Below are 19949 nucleotides of genomic sequence, written 5' to 3' on the forward strand. Positions count from 1 at the left end.
CTAAGTCAAAAATGAAATAAAAAAAACTGAGAAAATTATTTTTTCAATTCTAATTTTTTCAATCTGGAGTTTATTGCGCCTTCATTTCTTCCTAACAAAAGCGCTATTTCTTTCACTTTCTTTCCTTGATAAAAATTATGAACAAGATCTGAATCTTCCTCTGAACTCCATTTTTTATAAGCTTCAGGATTTTCTAATCTTTTCTCATCCAATGAATAAGCTTTAATTTTTAGCTTTTCATCATCATTTTTGTGCCTTTCTAGAAAAGCTAATCCAAATCGAATTTTATCGTAAGATATTTTTTCTTCAAAATAATCATAATAAGGTTTCAATGCAGTTGGAAATTCAAGCTCGATTTGCACTTTTTGCAATTGAGAAATTTCTTTTTCTGAAACAAACTGACTTAAATCAAAATCATGTCCGTCAACATATAATTTTGCCAAATGCGATACGATAGTTGCTTGTCCCAAATTTCTTTTTTCGGCAATTTCTTCAACACTATTACCACTTTTAAAAAGTTCTAAAGTTGTTTTATAAGTGTTGCTTTCTTTTTTTACTTTAGCATTTGCTTTTTTTACTTTTTCATAATAAATTATGGCATCTATAAATTCTGAACCATATTTTTCAAGCTTAGCTTTACCAACACCATCAATTGCCAGGAACTCTTCATCATTTGTTGGTTTTAAACTTTCCATTTGTCTTAAAGCGGCATCACTAAAAATCACATAAGCCGGAACTTCTTCATCTTTTGCAATTTCGTAACGAAGTTTTCTAAGAATTTCAAAAAGAGAATTTTTAGCTGCTTTAGTTTTTGTCTCTTTGATTTCGTTTTTATCAATTACTTTTTTGACAACAGTATTCAATTTTACTTTTTCCCCTTCAAACAAAACTTTTTTTGCAAAAGGAGTTAATAAAATTTTATTGTGCTGATGAAAGGCAATTTCGCAATATCCAAGATTAATTAATTGAATTAAATATTGATTCCAATCATACCAGGAAATGTCAGCGCCAATTCCGTACGTTTTTAAGCTTTGATAATTTTTTTCGTAGATATACGCGTTTCTCGAGCCACGCAAAAAATCTACAATTACAGCCAAAGGCTCAGATTGCTCTAATCGTGTAATTGCTGACAATGCTTTTTGTGCGAGAATCGTACCATCGAAAAAAGTTGGAGGATTTTTGCAAATATCGCAGTTTCCGCAATTCTCTTTAACGAGTTCACCAAAATAGGAAAGAAGAATTTTTCTACGACAACTTAATGCATCTGCATATTGTTTCATTCTTTCCAGTTTTGCCAACTGAACATCAGAGTTTAATCCTTCGGACGCAAACTTCTGAAGCTGAATCACATCGGCATAACTTTCAAACAAAACTGTTTCGGCAGGCAATCCATCACGACCGGCACGACCAATTTCCTGATAGTAACCTTCGATGTTTTTTGGTAAATTATAATGAATAACCCATCGTACGTTCGATTTGTCAATTCCCATACCAAAAGCAATTGTAGCACAAACTACCTGACAATCATCATTTATAAATTCATCTTGCGTTTTTGCCCGAAGTTTATTGTCTAAACCTGCATGATAAGCTTTGGCTTTTATACCGTTTTTTCGCAATTTATCGGCAAGTTCTTCTGTGGTTTTTCTGCTTAAGCAATAAACAATACCTGATTCATTTGGTTTCTTTTCAACAAAATCAATAATTTGTTTCACCCGATCTAATGCCGGACGAACTTCTAAACTTAAATTTTTTCTATCAAAAGAAGCTACAAATGTCTTTGGATTTTTTAAGTTTAATTGTTTTGTGATATCTGTACGCGTTGCTTTATCAGCAGTTGCGGTCAAAGCCAGAATTGGAGTAGTAGGGAAGCGGTTTTTTAAATATCCTAAATTTGTATATGCCGGACGAAAATCATGTCCCCATGAAGAAATACAATGTGCTTCGTCAATCGCAATTAAACTGATTGTCAACTCATTAAAAACCACATCCAAATAAGATAAACTTTCTGGAGCTATATAAACAAGTTTAAATTTATTAGATTTTAAATTATCAATATAAAATTGCTGTTCCTCACTAGATTGGCTGCTATTTATGTAACAAGCATTGATTCCATTGGTTTTCAAACTATCAACCTGGTCTTTCATCAGGGCAATTAACGGTGAAATCACAATCGTGATTCCCGGTAAAACCAAAGCTGGCAATTGAAAACAAATTGATTTTCCTCCACCAGTTGGCATAATAGCCAAAGTATCCTGACCTGAAAGGATTGTATTTATGATTGTTTCCTGATTAGGTCTGAATTTTTCAAACCCAAAATTTTCTTTTAATTTGGCGTGTAATACTTCTGAACTCATTTGGCAGATATTTTCATTATTATTTCGAATGTTGTAAAAGTATTAAATATACTATTTTTCTTATAAAATAAAAAATATATTTAAAATCAAATATTCCAACCATTTTGTCATTTCCATAAAAAAAGGAACCCTAGTAGAGTTCCTTTAGTTTATTTTTAAAGATATAAATTAATCTTCATCGTCTTCATCATCTTCGTCAGCGATGTCATCCGGATCTCTGTCATCATCATCGTCATCTCCACCATCAACATCTGGTTTGTCTTGTGTATCGTCATCATCGTCATCATCACTATCATCGTCAAGATCAAGACCTTTTACTGGCTCGATTGTATCAACATCAAGATCGATGTCATCATCTTCATCGTAATTCTCGATTCTGTCAGCAAGTTTAGTACTAATTTTTACTAAATAAATAGTGTCTTCAGTACGAACTTCAACAGCTTCGATCAATTCGTTTTTAGCATTTCTAAAACGGATTACATCCGAATCATCATAACCATCAGGAAATTTCTCTACTAAAAGGTTCAAAATTTCATTGGTAAGTTTAGCGTAGTCTACTATAACTCTTTTCATAAATATCCTATAAATCTAATAAATAAGCAAAAATTAATGGTGCAACAATTGTAGCATCCGACTCAATAATAAATTTAGGGGTTTTAATATCTAATTTACCCCAAGTAATTTTCTCGTTTGGAACTGCTCCGGAATAAGATCCGTAACTAGTTGTTGAATCTGAAATTTGACAGAAATAACTCCAAAACGGAATATCATGCATTTCCATATCCTGATACAACATTGGTACCACACAAATAGGAAAATCTCCTGCAATACCACCACCAATTTGGAAAAATCCAATTCCGTTAGTACTGTTTTTTGGATACCAATCAGAAAGGAATACCATATATTCAATTCCTGACTTCATAGTAGAAGCTTTTAAATCTCCTTTGATTACGTATGAAGCAAAGATATTTCCCATTGTACTATCTTCCCATCCCGGTACAATAATAGGTAAGTTTTTCTCTGCAGCTGCATACATCCAGCTATCTTTTAAATCTATTTCATAATATTCCTCTAAAACACCGGATAATAGCATTTTGTACATGAATTCATGTGGGAAATAACGCTCACCTTTGTCGTCAGCATCTTTCCAGATTTTATAAATGTGTTTTTGTAAACGACGAAATGCTTCATGCTCAGGGATACAAGTGTCAGTAACACGGTTTAATCCTCTTTCAAGCAATGCCCATTCGTCTTCTGGTGTCAAATCACGGTAGTTTGGTACTCTTTCGTAGTGTGAGTGAGCAACCAAATTCATGATGTCTTCTTCTAGATTGGCTCCAGTACATGAAATAATTTGTACTTTATCTTGTCTAATTATTTCGGCAAAAATTTTACCAATTTCTGCTGTACTCATAGCGCCAGCCATACTTACCATCATTTTAGCACCATTTGCCAATTGTTGTTCGTATGCTTTTGCAGCATCAACTAAAGAAGCAGAGTTAAAGTGTAAATAATGTTTTTCAATAAACTGACTGATTGGTCCTTTCATTTTTTTTTTGTTTTTGTTTTTTTTTTTTTTGAATTAAAAGTTTAACCTTTTAGATGGTACTGCAAATTAATAATTTTACTGACATTAACATTTAATTTGCAAGTTTTTTTTTATGCTTTTTTTGTGTACCCTAAAATTTTCAATACATCGTCAGAAGTTTGTTGTTCTGAGAAAACTTCAGTAGCTAAAATTCCGTTTTCGTCACGATCTATCAAAATATGTTTAGGCTGTGGAATCAAACAGTGGTGTAAACCTCCATAACCTCCAATTGTTTCCTGATATGCACCGGTGTTAAAGAACCCAATATATAATGGTTTTTCTTTGTTGTATTTAGGCAAATAAATCGCGTTCATATTTTGTTCTGAGTTGTAATAATCATCACTGTCACAAGTCAAACCTCCTAATAAAACCCGCTCATAAGTATCATTCCAACGGTTTACCGCCAACATAATAAAACGTTTATTTATCGCCCAGGTATCCGGCAAAGTGGTAATGAATGATGAATCAATCATGTTCCATTTTTCTCTATCATTTTGTTGTTTTTGATACAAAATCTGATAGATAGCGCCACCGCTTTCACCTACTGTAAATGACCCAAATTCTGTAAAGATGTTCGGAACATCAACTTCAGCTTCATCGCAGGCAATTTTAATCTGATTGATAATTTCATCAATCATATATTGATAATCATATTCAAATGCCAATGAGTTTTTAATCGGAAAACCACCTCCAACGTTTAAGCCATCAAGAGTAGGGCATTCCTTTTTAAGTGCAATGTAAACTTTAATACATTTCACCAACTCATTCCAGTAATATGCTGTATCATTTATTCCGGTATTGATAAAAAAGTGAAGCATTTTAAGCTCTAGCTTATCATTTTCCTGAATTTGTTTTTTGTAAAACGCAACGATATTTTTGTATCCAATACCTAATCTCGAAGTATAAAACTCAAATTTTGGCTCTTCTTCAGCGGCGATACGAATTCCAATTTTGAATTTTCCTTTTATTTCTGCCTGAAGCAAATCAAGTTCTTCATAATTGTCAATGATCGGAATAGTGTTTTTATGTCCGTTATTGATTAATCTCGCAATATTGCTAATATATTCATCTCTCTTAAAACCATTACAAATAACATAAGTACTCTTGTTGATTTTACCGTTTTCTAACAAATTCTCTACGATATTGATATCAAAAGCAGATGAAGTTTCAACATGAATATTATTCTTGAAAGCTTCATTCATAATATATTCAAAATGAGAACTTTTTGTGCAATAACAATAAAAATATTTTGCTTCGTATTTGTTTTTTTCCATCGATTTTCTGAACCAGGCTTTTGCCTTATTGATATTCTCAGAAATCTGTGGTAAATAAGTAAATTTTAGTGGTGTACCGTATTGTTCAACCAATTTCATCAAATCGATATTGTGAAATTGCAAGTTGTCTTTGTTTAATTTGAATTCTTCTTGTGGGAAGTAGTAAGTTTGATTAATTAGATCAGAATATTTTGTATTCATTATATTTTTAAATATTTAGATTATGATTTTTAATTTAGGAAACGGTGCTAAATCTAAAATTCAAACCCTAATATTGGCAAATACAATTTGCAATTTTTCATGTTCTGCTTTCGAACACAAGAAAACATCAAAGCAAAGCGGACTTTTACTATTATAAAAACGATTCAACATCCTTAGTAAGGAACTATTGAGCCGGTTTCTATAAGAACTGAATTGTCTTTGTTTATTGTTTGTTTTCATCGTGGCAAATGTAAAAAATAATATATACCTAAAGCAAAGCTTTTTATTAAAAAAAGTTTAAGATTTATAATCCTGAAACGCGTCTAGAATTAATTTATTTTCAACGGATTGGTTAATTTTTATTTTACCGATACCTTCAATTAATGCAAATTGAATCAAACCGTACTCGTTTTTTTTGTCGTGAATTAGCAATTCAAGAATCGGATCGATGTCATTTTCTTCCACTTTTACATCGTCATAAATACTCTTAATTGCAGTTTTAATTTCTGCATATTCTTCGGCAGTAATTAAACCTTTATGCAATGAAATATAACTTTCCAGGATCATTCCAATCGCAATTGCTTCACCGTGTAATAAAGTTTTCTTAGTTTTACTTTCTAAAAAATAACTTTCGATAGCGTGACCTAAAGTGTGTCCAAAATTTAAGGCTTTACGGATGTTTTTTTCTGTTGGATCTTGTATTACGATATCATTCTTAATTTCGACAGAACGATAAATTAATTCATCAAAATCAGCAAAATCAATTGCTTTTAAATCTAAAAACTGTTTCCAGTAAGCGGAATCGTATATTAAACCGTGTTTTAGCATTTCTGCCAATCCCGAGCGCATTTCGCTTTGCGGTAAAGTATCAAGATATTGAGTATCAATCAAAACCATTTGAGGAACGTTGATAACACCAATTTGGTTTTTAAGATTTCCTAAATCTACTCCGGTTTTTCCTCCTACAGAAGCATCAACCATAGATAATAGAGTAGTAGGGATGTTTATGAAGTCAACTCCGCGCTTGAAAGTCGAAGCAACAAATCCTCCCAGATCCGTTACAACACCACCACCAAGGTTAATTACAAGCGATTTTCTATCTGCACCAAGTTCTGTTAATACATTCCAGATTTCAATACAGGTTTCGATATTTTTATTAGCTTCTCCAGCTTCAAATTCAATAATTTCTATCGTTAAATCAGTTTCAAGTAAAGGCAAAAACTTTGGCAAACAATATTCGTTTGTTTCATTATCAACTATAATAAACAAATTAGAATATTTATTTTCTTTTAAATGACTATTTAAAGCTTCGTATGCATTTTGGTTAAAATGTACGAGATAATTATTGGCTTGAATGGATTGCATATATCTGTAGTTAATTGAAAGCGCAAAATAAGGCATTTTTAACTAAATAATATTCAAACTTTAAGTCTAATTTGTTTTAAAATGAATCATTCCAAATAAGAATCAGAGGGTTTGTTTTGATTCTTTATGATCAAAATTACGCAAAGCAGTAAACTCTTACCTTTTTTTATTTACTAATTACAACAATAAAACTCAGCTTTATTTTACTTACAATCCTTAATTAACTGTTGTTGAGCTCCTGCAAAATTTTTAGCCTTAGATAAATTAAAATATTTGCAGGCATTTTCTCTATCGTTAATGTTTAAATAACAAGTACCAATATAAAACTCAGTCAGCCCATTATTCAAACCAGGATATTTTATTGCATCAAGGAAGTATCCAAGAGCTTGAGTATATTTTTTTGAATAATAGTAATTCAAGCCAATACTTTGCAGTAAATAAACATCTTTAGGATTTATTTTTAAGGCTTTTTCAAAAGACTCCAGAGATTTATCAAACTTTGATTGTGAAAGAAATACTTGCCCTTCATACGTATACCTTTTGACTAAAATATCATTTTTAAATTTTAGCAAAGTACTGTCATTAGGTATTTCCTTTAATCCCTGATCTACAAAATGAATTAGATTCTTTTGATTAAAATTTGCTTTTTGTAACTCAGTGGCAGAAACGATCCATGCTTCGGGTGTTTTTCTATATCCTGAAAATATTCTATGTTCTTTTAGTATTTCAACTGTGTCTTTATTTATAGCCGCCATATTGGTTGCATATTTAAAAAACAATAGATTTCTTGGACGTAAATAAAAAGCTTCTTTACTATAAACGTAAGCGCTATCTAAATCTCCTTTTTCCTTAGAAATAATATGTTTATAGAAGTTTATCCTACCTGAATACGGATTAATTTTACTTGCTTTAGAAAAACAGGAAAGTGCTTTATTGTAATTCTTCTCACGAATAAAATAAATACCAGCATACTCATAAAATGACTCTGAGGTAAGAAATACGTTAGGATATTTAGGCATTCTATCAAGGATCTCTTCACCGGTTAGTGCTCCTTTTAAATTTGTATTAATGTCGTCTCTAATAATTTCGGCTTCTAGATTTGAAGCTTTATAAATTATAAAAGCTGAATAACTGGTAATAAAGCTTAAAACAACTAAAACAGACAGAAGTTTTTTTGTATCAAATATTACAATATTATCCTGATCAAATACTCTTGAGCTGTTTGCTATTGTCAACGCTAATATTAAACTAAAGAATATTTGCATTGTTGGTCTATACATTGGAAAATTAAAAAATGCATCACCTCCATAAACAATTAACAGCATTAAAGTAAGAATAGCAACTGTTTGTATATTTGTATCTGTAGATTTCAAGACTCTTTTTATATTGATAAAAAGAATAAAGACAAATAAAGACAAATACAATAAAGCATTTATTATTCCGGTTTCAGCTAGAATTTCAAGAAAATCATTGTGAGGATCCAATGAAACCGTAAAATCATTTTCGGTTGTTTTTTCATAAGGAATTGATTCAATCCTATAATTACCAAGTCCAATTCCTAATAAAGGATTTGCATTGCTTATTTTTAAAGCATTTCCCCAATAAGTTAACCTTGCTTTTGCGGAAGCATCTGTAGTATTGATTTGCGAGAATCTATTTTCTACAGATACATAACGCTCGTTATTTTTAGATTTTTCAAAAGATCTATTTGAAATAAATAATGCAAATATTAGCGGAATGATTAACACCAATACTTTTAGAAAACTTGATTTATTAAATGTATTAATCTTTAAGTAATAAAAGACATATACAGCAATAATAAGTAGTAGATTAAGCAGTGATGTTCTGGCACCAGTCAAAAAAACAGCCAAACCTGCAAAGAAAAATGCAAGAAGTATAAAGTTCTTTTTAATGCCGGAAAAATGAGTAATTCCAAGTAGCAAAAAAGGAATTTTAATTGTTAAACTTGCTGCAAAGATGTTTATGTTTCCTGTATTGCCGGTCATATTCCTTAAAGCTTCTTCTATAGAAATATATCTCGCTATTTGTGAAAATTTAAATAATACCAAACCCGACTGAAAGAACGCGCCTATAGCAACTATAAAAATAATTTTGTAGAGCAGATCAAGTTTATCTTTTAATAAAATAGAAAGATTTAAAAACAGGCAAAAAACGATTATTAATTCTGTAATTCTGGTTATAACAAGAGAAGTATTTCTTGCGACAAAAACCGAAAACCCACAAATTATCAAAAAAAGCAGATATCCTAAAACAATATAGCTTCTTTTTAACGTTGGAATTATATTTAGAGAAATCAATTTTGAGTTCCTATAAAAATAGATTCCAATTGCAAAATTTAATACGGATAAGTACAAAAATTGAATATTTGCAATGAGAGCTCCGGAAGTATTAGGTATAAAATCTATAAGTAGAAGTAAGGCAATAAAAATTAAAACAATATATTCCGGAATAATGGATATTCTATCATTTGTGTTTGTTCGAATATTATTCATGCTATTTTTTTTGCAAATGTAATTTTAAAAAGTATAATCTTACTTATTTTTTAAATTAAAATAAATTTATTCTTACTTTTAAAGATAAAATATACCGTTTCATTATATCTAACTTATTTTTTATCTTGAATTTATTCTGAAACTAATAATTTCTGAAAACTTTAATACAGAAATTTTTAGTTTCATTCTTCAAAATTCTAAACCACCCGTAGAATGAGTGTGAACTCTTAATGTACAATTCGACATTTAACACATTGTTATTAATGATATTGAAAAATATGGCACTTTTTAGTAAATAATATTCAAAACACTCTATATCTTTGCACCAAAACTAAATTTAATGGAAAAAATATTCGATAACACTCAAGTTGCATTTTCACTAAAAAGTGATACGGAACTTGATAGAGCTTATTTTCTTTTTAAAATGATCGACAGCCAACCCTTGGTGAGGATAGGAACTGCTGTTACCAATTTTGCTATAAAAGCAAATCTTCCGGTAGAAGGATTGATTCGTGCAACTGTTTTTGACCATTTTTGTGGTGGTGTAAACGAAGACGATTGTATTACAGTAGTAGACAAAATGTTTACCAAAGGAGTTTCATCTGTGTTAGATTATTCTGTTGAAGGAAAAGAAGAAGAAGAGCAGTTTGATGCTGCTTTAGAAATGACTTTAAAAACGATTGAATTTGCTAAAGAACGTTTAGCAATTCCGTTTGCGGTATTTAAACCAACTGGTTTTGGCCGTTTTGAATTGTATGAAAAATTAGGAGAAAAACAAACGTTGACTCCAGCAGAACAAGCAGAATGGGATAGAGTAGTAGCTCGTTTTGATCATGTTTGTGGTGAAGCTCACAAAAAAGATGTGGCTTTATTGATTGATGGTGAAGAAAGCTGGATGCAAGATGCAGCCGACGATTTGGTTACCGATATGATGCGTAAATACAACAAAGAGAAAGCAATTGTTTTCAATACTTTGCAAATGTACCGTTGGGATCGTTTGGATTATTTGAAAAAATTACATGAAGTTGCCAAAAATGAAGGTTTCTTTATTGGAATGAAACTAGTTCGTGGTGCTTACATGGAAAAAGAAAACAAAAGAGCGGAAGAGAAAAATTATGTTTCGCCAATTTGTGTTTCTAAAGAAGCCACAGATGTTAATTATGATGCTGCTGTACATTATATGTTAGAGCATTTAGAGATAATGTCAATTTTTGCAGGAACTCACAACGAATTGAGCTCTTATAAATTGATGGAAATGATGCAGGAAAAAGGAATTGCCAAAAACGATAATAAAATCTGGTTTGGACAATTATACGGAATGAGTGATAATATTAGTTACAACCTTGCCGAAAATGGTTATAATGTTGCTAAATATTTGCCTTTCGGACCTGTAAAAGATGTTATGCCGTATTTAATTCGTCGTGCTGAAGAAAATACTTCGGTTGCAGGGCAAACAAGCCGCGAATTATCTATGATTAAAGCAGAACGTAAACGTAGAAAAGGGAAGTAGATTTTAGATTTTTCCTATAAAAAAACTCCATTTGTGTTACAAGTGGAGTTTTTTTATATAGGATTTTTTAAGCTTTTTTAGAAGGAAACCTGGCATTGTAAAACGATCATTCCTAAACGGTCGCTTTGTTTGTACGCACCAATAAGTGTTTTGTCATAAACCGCTCTGTTTTGGTAATTTAAACTAAACTTCGGACCTAAAGTACCTGTTGTATAATAATTCACACCCAACTCATACATAGTCATTGGTGTATCTAAAGCTTCTAAATCAGCAATTTGTGTCGCTGCGTAAGGCTGAAAACGCCCTTTTTTAGCTGCATTGTCTGATTTTCCAAAAAGATACCCCAACTGAGCATAATAAATATTGCCGGTTCCTACGCCTATAAATCCTGCACCAGAACCATTAATCAGTGTATTATCACCAATAGCGGGATTTGGTGTATTAACAGACTGAATGTAGTTTTTACCGTAATTATTGTTGTTAAAGGCTGCATAAGCTGTTAGAGCAGCACCTTTACTGTTAATTGGGCTATCATAAAAAACATCAAGCCCTAAAACTTTCATATCATCATAAGCTACAGTTGCATCAGGTGTTAAATGCCACATCGCTTTGGCTTGTGTCATATATCCCAATGCCAGATTGAAAACCTTTTTTGTTCCCAAATAAGTCCCTTTGTGATACGCATCTTCAATTGATTCTTTATCAAGGAAAGAGTACGTTAGAATTCCTGAATATTGCGCTCTTGGTGTTTCGATACTTACAGTAGAATTCAACCCAAGATTATTGTTTGAATTTCTATACGGATTTGTAATCGCTGCACGATAATTAAATTTTCCTAAATATCCTTTTGCATAAATACTCAAATTTCTATTCCCAAAAGTTGATGATGTATTGGCAAATTGCTGATACATTGGCGTATCTAAAGTAAGCTGAGAAGAAGAGCTATTTGCCGAATAACGGGTTGTTCCTGCTCCCCAGGCTGTTAATCCGCCACCAATGTGAAGTTTATCGTTAAAATGATATTCACCCAAGGCATCCATAACGGAAAGCGGCGCATTTGAAGGACCATTATTTTGTGTAAAATTGATATTGTTCTGACCTAATTGCAAATGAAAGAAAATATTCTCTGTAAGCATTCCCATTGCCTGCAAGCGCAAACGCCTAATAACAATATCATAAGTATCACTCACTTCAGTTGTACCAATTTTACTGCCTTCGTTTAATTCGGTATATCTTCCCCAAACCTGAAGGTTCATTCCGAATTTAATATATTGTGATCCGTCTTTGGAAATATTAACTATGTTGAAAGGTTTATCTTGTGCGAGAACATTAAGGGTATTTAAAACAATAAATAATAAAATTAAAATAATTCTTAAATGTGGCATTTCTGTAATTTAAAATTAATTAGTGATATTTTTATTTAGTTACGAATTACTAAACTGTAGATTACTCAGGTTTTTATAAATACCGTTTTCGAGATTTATTAATTCCTGATGCGTTCCTTCTTCAGTGATTATTCCGTTGTCTAAAACTAAAATTTTATCAGCGTTTCTGATGGTTGAAAGTCGGTGAGCGATAATAATACTTGTTCTTCCTTCCATTAAAACTTCTAATGCTTCCTGAACTAATTTTTCGCTCTCACTATCTAATGATGATGTTGCTTCGTCTAAGATTAGAATACTTGGATTTTTAAGCAATGCTCTGGCGATTGCAATACGCTGGCGTTGACCTCCTGATAATTTTACACCGCGTTCTCCAACCAAAGTTTCGAATTTTTCCGGGAAACCTTCTACAAAATTCAAGGCATTGGCTTGTTTTGCTGCCAACATAATTTCTTCGTTTGTAGCATCTGGTTTTCCGTAAGCAATATTTTCTCTAATAGTTCCTCCAAATAAAATAACATCCTGAGGAACGATACTCATGTTTCCACGAAGATTTTCTAAATCATAATCGTAAATATTTTTTCCGTCAACTAAGATTTCTCCCGAAGTTATATCGTAAAAACGTAATAGAAGTGACGAAATAGTCGATTTTCCTGCTCCACTTGGTCCAACAATAGCAATCTTTTGTCCAAATTCAGCCGAGAAATTTACATCTTTCAAAACCTGAACTTCTTTTCTTGAAGGATAACTAAAAGCTACATTTTTGAATGAAACAATTCCTTTAATTTTTTCTATAGGAGTTGTTTTTGGATTTGCATTGATTGCTTCCGGAGTTTCTTCTAATAATTCAAAAACACGTTCTGTTGCTCCAACTGCTTTCTGAATTTGTGCATACATTTCGGCAATTCCTCCAAAAGAAGCTCCAATAAAGGTTGTATAAAGTACGAACGAAATTAAATCTCCAACCCCTTCAACTTCACCTTTGATAGTCAATGTGATTCCGTACCAAACAACAGCAACCACACATCCAAAAAGACATAAAATGATAAATGAAGCAAAATAACCTCTGTATTGACCGCCTTTAATAGCGATTTTTACAATTTCCTTGATTTTATTTTTATAACGCTGAATCTCGTACCATTCGTTAGCAAAAGCTTTTACATTACTGATTCCTTGTAGAGTTTCTTCAACGATTACCTGACTTTCGGCTACTTTATCTTGTGTTTTCTTTCCGTATTTACGAATAAATCTCCCAAAGATAACAGCTGCAACAGCAACGATTGGTACAATTGCTAGCATCATCAAAGTTAATTTAGGACTGATGTTTCCTAAAATAACAAATCCTCCAATAATCAGGATTAACTGACGTAGAAACTCTGCAATTGTAGTTGTAAAAGTGTCTTGTAACTGCGAAATATCAGCACTGATTCTACTATTTAATTCTCCAACACGCTTTTGAGAGTAGAAAGACATTGGCAGTTTTACCAGATTTTCATATAAAGCAAAACGGATATTAGATAATGAATTCTCTGTGAAATTCACAAAAAGAGAAATTCTAAAGAAAGAGAAGATTGCCTGAAGCGTTAAAATCACCATTAATCCAACAGCAATTTCGTTGGCTCTATTTAGGTTTTTATTGGTAACACAATCTACCAACATTCCCATTAACTTAGGAAAGGCCAGGGCAGTAGCACTGGTTAATAATAAGAAAATTAAACCAAGGAAAAATTTCCATTTGTGTCCTTTTCCGTATTTAAAAATTCTGAAAGCTTTTTGAAGTGAATTAGAGTCTAATTTAGCCTTTGGTAAATCATTTTCTTGAAATCTTGCCATTTGAATATACAATTAAGATATGCAAATGTATGATTATAGCAAACGATTACAAAAGAATATTATAATTTAGGGCTTCGTATTTGTGTTTTTAACTAAACGTAAAGAAATTGCGATTTTTATTTTATTTTTAAAAACCTGTAATAGAGATTAGTAAAGCAAAACGCTGAAAAAGTTTTCATTTTTTTTCTAAAAACACTTGTAAATACAAAATCTAACTGTACATTTGCACTCGCAATCACAAAACGATAGCAACCTAGTAAAATAGGGCGATTAGCTCAGCTGGTTCAGAGCACCTCGTTTACACCGAGGGGGTCGGGGGTTCGAACCCCTCATCGCCCACACAAAGACAAATAAAGCCATTGGATTCCAATGGCTTTATTTTTTGATAGCATTTTTTCAAAACTCTCTCCTAATTGGTGCAACTATTTAAGGATTTAATAAACATTCCATTCTGCTTTTAATTTCTTTCTCTATGAGCAAAAGGAAAAGCGTAAACCTCACTTTTGCCAGATAGTTAATTGCACCTCGGAATTTCCTTTCCCATTTTCTTAATTACTTTTCTGAGTTTAAGTCAATTTTTTTTCTTGCATTTTTATTTATAATGATTCAGCAATGATGGATAAATAAGATGAAATAAAAAATAGCGTGCCATTCGCATTTTTACAATTTAATGACATGCCAATCGACTAATTTTACTTTCTGCAAAAGCTGGAAAATCAGAGTGGGCTGAACTAAACACTGCCCTTATGAAGAAGCCACAAAAGCAGTATTTAATCTTAAATCCTGAAATTATTACGAATTTCAATAAAATTAATAAAAATGAAAAATGTTTTGAATTTAATCCTTCTACTTTTTATAAGCACATATAGTTTTGCTCAAAAAAGCAATATAAGCAAAATGGTGGATGAATATGCTGTTAAGAACCAATTCAATGGAACGGTGCTAGTTCAAAATAATCATAAGATCATTTATCATAAAAGCTTTGGGGTTGCTGAGCGTTCATTTAATTCGAAAGTCACTAATGAAACGAAATATCAGGTCTGCTCAATCACAAAAACATTTACAGCTGTTCTTATCCTTCAGCTTGTTGAGAAAGGAAAAATTAACCTCAATAGTAAAATTCGTGACTATTTAACAGATTACAAAGGTAAAGGCGGAGATAAGATAAGTGTTCGTCAGTTATTAAATCATACATCCGGAATGAAAAATACCGATACAGTCAAAGGTACAAATTTTTTAAAATATGGTATTGGATTTTATCATTTTCCCTATCAATTAAAAGATATTGTAAACAAATTTTGTTCAAATGATTTAGTTAATGAACCCGGAACAAAATTCGATTATAATAATGGAGAGTATATGATTTTAGGTCGAATTTTGGAAGTTATTTATGGGAAGACATTTGAGGAAATATTGAACAATGAAATTCTCGTTCCGTTAGGGATGCAAAATTCAGGTCTGATTTCGCAATATAAAGTGATTAAAGGGCTGGCAACGTCATATTATAAAGATAAAAGTATCGATCACTTAATTCCAAACATACCAATCTATGTGGAAGATTTTTCTGCCGCTGGTGCAATGTATTCCACGACATCTGATCTTATGAAATTTAATAATGCGTTGTTTAATTTTAAACTGATTAAAAAGGAAAACCTGGATGAGCTTTTAACACCTGGTTTAGATGATTATGGCTATAGCGTATGGATAAGGGATGTTGGAAAATATAAACGAATGGAGCGTTATGGTAGTATAGCAGGTGCAAATGCTGTTTGGTTTCACTATTTAAATAAGGACTTGAGTATTATTATTTTATCAAATACAAACCTGACAGATTTGGGGGATTATGCTTCTAGAATTGGGAGAGTAATCCTTTAATTTATTGCTAAGGAGATCTATAGAAGAAATCAAAATAAATCCAGCAATCTAAACACTATGAAATTGTACCTACTTTGTCTATTCTCTTGCTTCAGCAATTGCATTTTTACACAGAAATCCCCAGAAAATAAAAGTCATATATAGATGTAAACACAAAAATATTGGCAATCAATTAACTATTTTAAACCTCATTAAATAGATTCAAAATAGACACAAGGTGTTCGATTGCTATCCCTGACACTCCACACAAAGACAAACAACGCCATTGGATTCCAATGGCGCTGTTTTTGTTAACATACTTCACGAATCACTTAGCTTAATTTTTTACTTTCTTAAAAAATAAATTTCAATTTGCCCAAAAAAGCCAATCATATAGTTCTTTTTGTGTAGTATTGTAAAACTTTATGCTTAATTAATAGCACATATACATCTATCCAGAGGCAGATATACGCTATAAAGTAGCGGATATACATAAGTTATGTGTAACTTTTTTAGAACTCATTTACAACTATGGAAATTAAAAAAATTGTCGTTCTGATATTATTATTTTGCGGAAATTTTGCTTTTTCTCAGAATAGGAAAAGTGAAATTATTGATTATCTTAAAAAAGAAATGACGGAACAACAAATTCCAGGCTGTCAATTAGTGGTAATTAAGGATAATAAAGTTTTATTTTCTGAAGCACTTGGAATTGCAAATGTTCCATTTTCGATTCCTACCAAAACAAATACAATCTTCTCAATAAATTCAATAGCCAAAGTTTTTACTTCAGTTGCTATAATACAGTTAGAAGAGCAAAATAAACTCAGCATCAATGACCCTATTTCAAAATATATTGATTCCATTCCTGAAACTTGGAAAAAAATTACGCTCAAACAATTACTAAGTCATACCTCAGGACTTCCTGACATTGAGGATGAAAAAGGATTAATTGGAAATATGGGGCAGGATTCTGCATGGGTAAAAGTCAAAAAACTTCCTCTACAATCCGAAGCTGGAGAAAAATTCTATTACAACGCTACTAATTATTACATATTACAACGAATTATTGAAAAATGCAGTCTAAACAAATTTGAAGATTTTGTTCGTAAAAATCAATTTGATGTAATTGGAATGAAGCAGATATATTATGGAAATTCCTATGACGTTATTAAAAATAAATGTCCAACTTATTCCTATTACCAGCAAGATAAAGCAACTAATGAATATATAAAAGGAACCAAATTACGGGAAACATATGAAGAATTCCCATCAAAAATGATAACCGATGCTGGTGCTTTTACAACAGCAGAAGAAATGGCAAAATGGATAATTGGTTTACTATCAGGTAAATTCTTAAAAAACAACAAGAAAATGGACACCATTTGGGAGCCAGTAAAATTAAACAACGGAACATATGACGGCTTTGGAGGTCTTTTAAATGCTTACGCTTTGGGTTGGCCAGTTATAAACAGACAAAATCATCCTGCGGTTGCCCCGCTTGGTGGAGGCAGAGCTGCGTTTGCTATTTATCCAAAAGATAATCTCACAATTATTCTTTTTACGAATTTAACAGGTACAATACCGAATGAAATAATTGAAAAAATAGGAAAGTTTTATATTCCAAATCTTGGTAACTAATCATTTGAAGTAAAATATTTAATCATAAATTTGACTGAATTAAGGAAAATTAAAAAACAGCTGCATAATAAGGTTTGCCAAAATAAGGACAGAAATGCTAAATTTGAATATATCCCTAAATTCATCATCTTGACAGCTTAATGTTATTGACAAAAAAAAATAGAAATTGACTGCACAGCCCATCATCGAATATTTTAAAAATTATCTTCCGTTAAATAAAGAAGAAAGTTTATTATTAGATAAGAGGACAACACAGCGACAAATCAAGCGCAGACAAATGATTTTGCAAGAAAACTTTGTTTGCAAACATTATACTTTTGTAGTTAAGGGCTGTTTTAAAATGTATAGCATCGATGAAAAAGGCTCTGAACACAACATTAGTTTTGCGGTAGAAAATGAATGGATAGCAGATTTAGGGAGTTTCTATTCAGAAAAACCAAGCAAACTGTTTATTGAAGCAATTGAACCTTCTTTAATCCTGCAAATTGAAAAACAAGACTTGCTTTACTTATTCGTTAATGTGCCGAAGTTTGATCGAAATTTCAGGGTTATCATTGAGGAAAAATTTATAGAGCTTCAAAATCGTTTACTACAAAATATTAGCTCAAATGCAAATCGACGCTACTTCGATTTTTTGGAACAATATCCACAACTTGCACTAAGATTGCCTAATACCCAAATAGCTTCTTATCTTGGCATTACACCTGAATTTCTTAGTAAAATTCGTAATGAAACACGTATTAAATAGTTTTTACTCTTAATCTATATTAAGACAATTTCTTAAGATTGTTCATTGGTTCACTACAAATTGCTATTGTATATTTACATTATAAATTTTAAAAATAAAAAAATGACAAATCATAAAAAATTCTTTGAGCAATTTGTTGAATTTATAAATACTGCTGATGAAAATTTAGCACAACAGCTTATTAATCCCACGGCAAAATTTTATGTACCAGGTCAAACAGAACCTCTTATTGGTCCAACAGGATATTTGGCAACTATTTGGATGATGCGTGAAGGATTTCCTGATATCCAGTGGCATTTAGAAGAAATAATTTCAGAAAACGATAAATCTGCTATTCGTTTTACAATGACTGGTACACATAAAGGAACTTTTTTTGGAGTCCCTCCAACTGGAAATAGTATTAAAGTACAAGCTACTAATTTTTATCGTCTTACGGATAATCAGATTACAGAAGAATACGGACAACCTGATTTATTAGCATTATTGCAACAAATTGGAGCAGTACCTACAAATTAAAAAATAATATTCTGGTGAAATGACAGATAATAGGCATAGGGTTCAAAAATAAGCCTATAATTAAAAGGAGTTTATCGTTATGATGGAAAGACACAGTTGTGGACTTTAAAAATAAAGAGGGTCAGAGGTAATATTATATGTCATTTTAAGAACTACAAAACAATGGACAGATATACAGAAACATTTGAAACCTGGAACAAAATTGCTGCACTATATCAAGACAAGTTTATGGACTTGAACTTATATAATGACACTTATGATTACATATGTAGTTCACTTGATAAAGCAAATCCAAAAATTTTGGAAATCGGTTGTGGGCCCGGAAATATTACAAAGTATCTATTATCAAAAAGACCAGACTTTGATGTTTTCGGGATTGATATCGCACCAAATATGATAGAACTTGCAAGTAAAAGCAATCCAATAGCAAGTTTCGCTGTAATGGACAGTAGACAAATTGACCAGATCAAAACAAAATATGACGGAATAATTTGTGGCTTTTGTCTGCCGTATTTATCTCCGTCAGACAGTCAAAAACTCATCAGTGACTGTTATAATCTATTGAATAAAAATGGATTGATTTATATGAGTTTTGTAGAAGGTGACCCAAATAAATCAGGCTTTCAGGTTGGGAGTAGTGGTGATAGGATTTACTTCTATTTTTATAGTTTAGACGACTTAAAAATGCAATTTGTTTCAAATCAATTTGAAGAACTTCAAATATTCAAAGTAGAATATAAAAAATCAGAAACCGAAATTGACATTCATACCATATTAACCGCGAAGAAGAAGACGTAATCTATTTGTTTAATTTAAATAAGTCAGAAAATACTTCCATCCGACTGACAGATCCAACAGGTAGACTCAATGCACGACACCCAAAATTCTTCCCTAATGGTAGTCGACTAATTTTTAGCGCACTACATCCGGGACAGATTCATTGTTCTATTGTCTGGATTGACATTTCCGAATACTTATAACATTTTTCAATTCAATATTATTTAAAATTTTTGATTTTTTTTTACAATATACTTGCAAATACAAAATCTAGCTGTATATTTGCAGTCGCAATCATAAACGATAGCAACCTAGTAAAATAGGGCGATTAGCTCAGCTGGTTCAGAGCACCTCGTTTACACCGAGGGGGTCGGGGGTTCGAACCCCTCATCG

14 protein-coding genes and 1 tRNA gene are annotated in these 19949 nt (G+C 31.7%); 7 read left to right on the forward strand and 8 right to left on the reverse strand.

The genetic code is table 11. The annotated features are described in order from the left end of the window. Positions 1-35: 35 nt before the first annotated feature. From recQ to CHB81_RS23530, 6 genes are all read right to left on the reverse strand, one after another. Positions 36-2354 (reverse strand): DNA helicase RecQ, encoded by a 2319-nt coding sequence (recQ, locus tag CHB81_RS23505; RefSeq protein ID WP_089354270.1) that lies wholly within the window; start codon positions 2352-2354, stop codon positions 36-38. Between the two features lie 168 nt (positions 2355-2522). Beyond that, the gene (locus CHB81_RS23510) at positions 2523-2927 is read right to left on the reverse strand and encodes a DNA primase (RefSeq protein WP_089354271.1); all 405 of its coding nucleotides are present in this window, start codon (positions 2925-2927) and stop codon (positions 2523-2525) included. Between the two features lie 7 nt (positions 2928-2934). Next, positions 2935-3903 (reverse strand): deoxyhypusine synthase family protein, encoded by a 969-nt coding sequence (locus CHB81_RS23515; RefSeq protein WP_065450200.1) that lies wholly within the window; start codon positions 3901-3903, stop codon positions 2935-2937. Between the two features lie 110 nt (positions 3904-4013). Further along, positions 4014-5417 (reverse strand): arginine decarboxylase, encoded by a 1404-nt coding sequence (locus CHB81_RS23520; RefSeq protein ID WP_089354272.1) that lies wholly within the window; start codon positions 5415-5417, stop codon positions 4014-4016. A gap of 297 nt (positions 5418-5714) precedes the next feature. Continuing rightward, positions 5715-6782 (reverse strand): 3-dehydroquinate synthase, encoded by a 1068-nt coding sequence (aroB, locus tag CHB81_RS23525; protein ID WP_089354283.1) that lies wholly within the window; start codon positions 6780-6782, stop codon positions 5715-5717. A 203-nt stretch (positions 6783-6985) separates the two neighbouring features. Continuing rightward, complete coding sequence (locus CHB81_RS23530) at positions 6986-9295, reverse strand: O-antigen ligase family protein (protein ID WP_089354273.1); 2310 nt, start codon at positions 9293-9295, stop codon at positions 6986-6988. 340 nt (positions 9296-9635) lie between these two features. On the opposite strand from CHB81_RS23530, the gene CHB81_RS23535 reads away from it, so the two are divergent. After that, positions 9636-10805 (forward strand): proline dehydrogenase family protein, encoded by a 1170-nt coding sequence (locus tag CHB81_RS23535; protein WP_089354274.1) that lies wholly within the window; start codon positions 9636-9638, stop codon positions 10803-10805. A 77-nt stretch (positions 10806-10882) separates the two neighbouring features. Here the strand turns inward: CHB81_RS23535 and CHB81_RS23540 are convergent, their stop codons facing one another. Next, complete coding sequence (locus tag CHB81_RS23540; protein ID WP_089354275.1) at positions 10883-12190, reverse strand: hypothetical protein; 1308 nt, start codon at positions 12188-12190, stop codon at positions 10883-10885. A 39-nt stretch (positions 12191-12229) separates the two neighbouring features. After that, positions 12230-14020, reverse strand: a complete 1791-nt coding sequence (locus CHB81_RS23545; protein WP_089354276.1) for an ABC transporter ATP-binding protein — start codon at positions 14018-14020, stop codon at positions 12230-12232. Between the two features lie 264 nt (positions 14021-14284). Between CHB81_RS23545 and CHB81_RS23550 the strand changes: the two genes are divergently transcribed. The 6 genes from CHB81_RS23550 to CHB81_RS23575 all read left to right on the forward strand — a co-directional run bounded on the left by CHB81_RS23550 (position 14285) and on the right by CHB81_RS23575 (position 19577). Further along, positions 14285-14359 (forward strand) — tRNA-Val (locus CHB81_RS23550). A 480-nt stretch (positions 14360-14839) separates the two neighbouring features. Then, on the forward strand, positions 14840-15895 hold the full coding sequence (locus CHB81_RS23555) for a serine hydrolase (RefSeq protein ID WP_089354277.1): 1056 nt from the start codon (positions 14840-14842) through the stop codon (positions 15893-15895). A 510-nt stretch (positions 15896-16405) separates the two neighbouring features. Beyond that, positions 16406-17515: a serine hydrolase gene (locus CHB81_RS23560; RefSeq protein WP_089354278.1), complete on the forward strand. Its 1110-nt coding sequence runs from the start codon at positions 16406-16408 to the stop codon at positions 17513-17515. 166 nt (positions 17516-17681) lie between these two features. Continuing rightward, positions 17682-18263 carry a Crp/Fnr family transcriptional regulator gene (locus CHB81_RS23565; protein WP_089354279.1) on the forward strand — a complete coding sequence of 194 codons (582 nt, stop codon included), beginning with the start codon at positions 17682-17684 and terminating at the stop codon, positions 18261-18263. 102 nt (positions 18264-18365) lie between these two features. Further along, positions 18366-18779 carry an ester cyclase gene (locus CHB81_RS23570; protein WP_089354280.1) on the forward strand — a complete coding sequence of 138 codons (414 nt, stop codon included), beginning with the start codon at positions 18366-18368 and terminating at the stop codon, positions 18777-18779. A 162-nt stretch (positions 18780-18941) separates the two neighbouring features. Further along, a complete protein-coding gene (locus CHB81_RS23575) occupies positions 18942-19577 on the forward strand; it encodes a class I SAM-dependent methyltransferase (RefSeq protein WP_089354281.1) in 636 nt (211 codons plus the stop codon). Positions 19578-19949: the final 372 nt, after the last annotated feature.

Source organism: Flavobacterium sp. ov086 (assembly GCF_900187965.1).
GTDB lineage: Bacteria > Bacteroidota > Bacteroidia > Flavobacteriales > Flavobacteriaceae > Flavobacterium.

Bases quoted from the DNA above. Each gene is read 5' to 3' on its own strand.
- recQ (WP_089354270.1), bottom strand. From the start codon at position 2,354: ATGAGTTCAGAAGTATTACACGCCAAATTAAAAGAAAATTTTGGGTTT.
- CHB81_RS23510 (WP_089354271.1), bottom strand. From the start codon at position 2,927: ATGAAAAGAGTTATAGTAGACTACGCTAAACTTACCAATGAAATTTTG.
- CHB81_RS23515 (WP_065450200.1), bottom strand. From the start codon at position 3,903: ATGAAAGGACCAATCAGTCAGTTTATTGAAAAACATTATTTACACTTT.
- CHB81_RS23520 (WP_089354272.1), bottom strand. From the start codon at position 5,417: ATGAATACAAAATATTCTGATCTAATTAATCAAACTTACTACTTCCCA.
- aroB (WP_089354283.1), bottom strand. From the start codon at position 6,782: ATGCAATCCATTCAAGCCAATAATTATCTCGTACATTTTAACCAAAAT.
- CHB81_RS23530 (WP_089354273.1), bottom strand. From the start codon at position 9,295: ATGAATAATATTCGAACAAACACAAATGATAGAATATCCATTATTCCG.
- CHB81_RS23535 (WP_089354274.1), top strand. From the start codon at position 9,636: ATGGAAAAAATATTCGATAACACTCAAGTTGCATTTTCACTAAAAAGT.
- CHB81_RS23540 (WP_089354275.1), bottom strand. From the start codon at position 12,190: ATGCCACATTTAAGAATTATTTTAATTTTATTATTTATTGTTTTAAAT.
- CHB81_RS23545 (WP_089354276.1), bottom strand. From the start codon at position 14,020: ATGGCAAGATTTCAAGAAAATGATTTACCAAAGGCTAAATTAGACTCT.
- CHB81_RS23555 (WP_089354277.1), top strand. From the start codon at position 14,840: ATGAAAAATGTTTTGAATTTAATCCTTCTACTTTTTATAAGCACATAT.
- CHB81_RS23560 (WP_089354278.1), top strand. From the start codon at position 16,406: ATGGAAATTAAAAAAATTGTCGTTCTGATATTATTATTTTGCGGAAAT.
- CHB81_RS23570 (WP_089354280.1), top strand. From the start codon at position 18,366: ATGACAAATCATAAAAAATTCTTTGAGCAATTTGTTGAATTTATAAAT.
- CHB81_RS23575 (WP_089354281.1), top strand. From the start codon at position 18,942: ATGGACAGATATACAGAAACATTTGAAACCTGGAACAAAATTGCTGCA.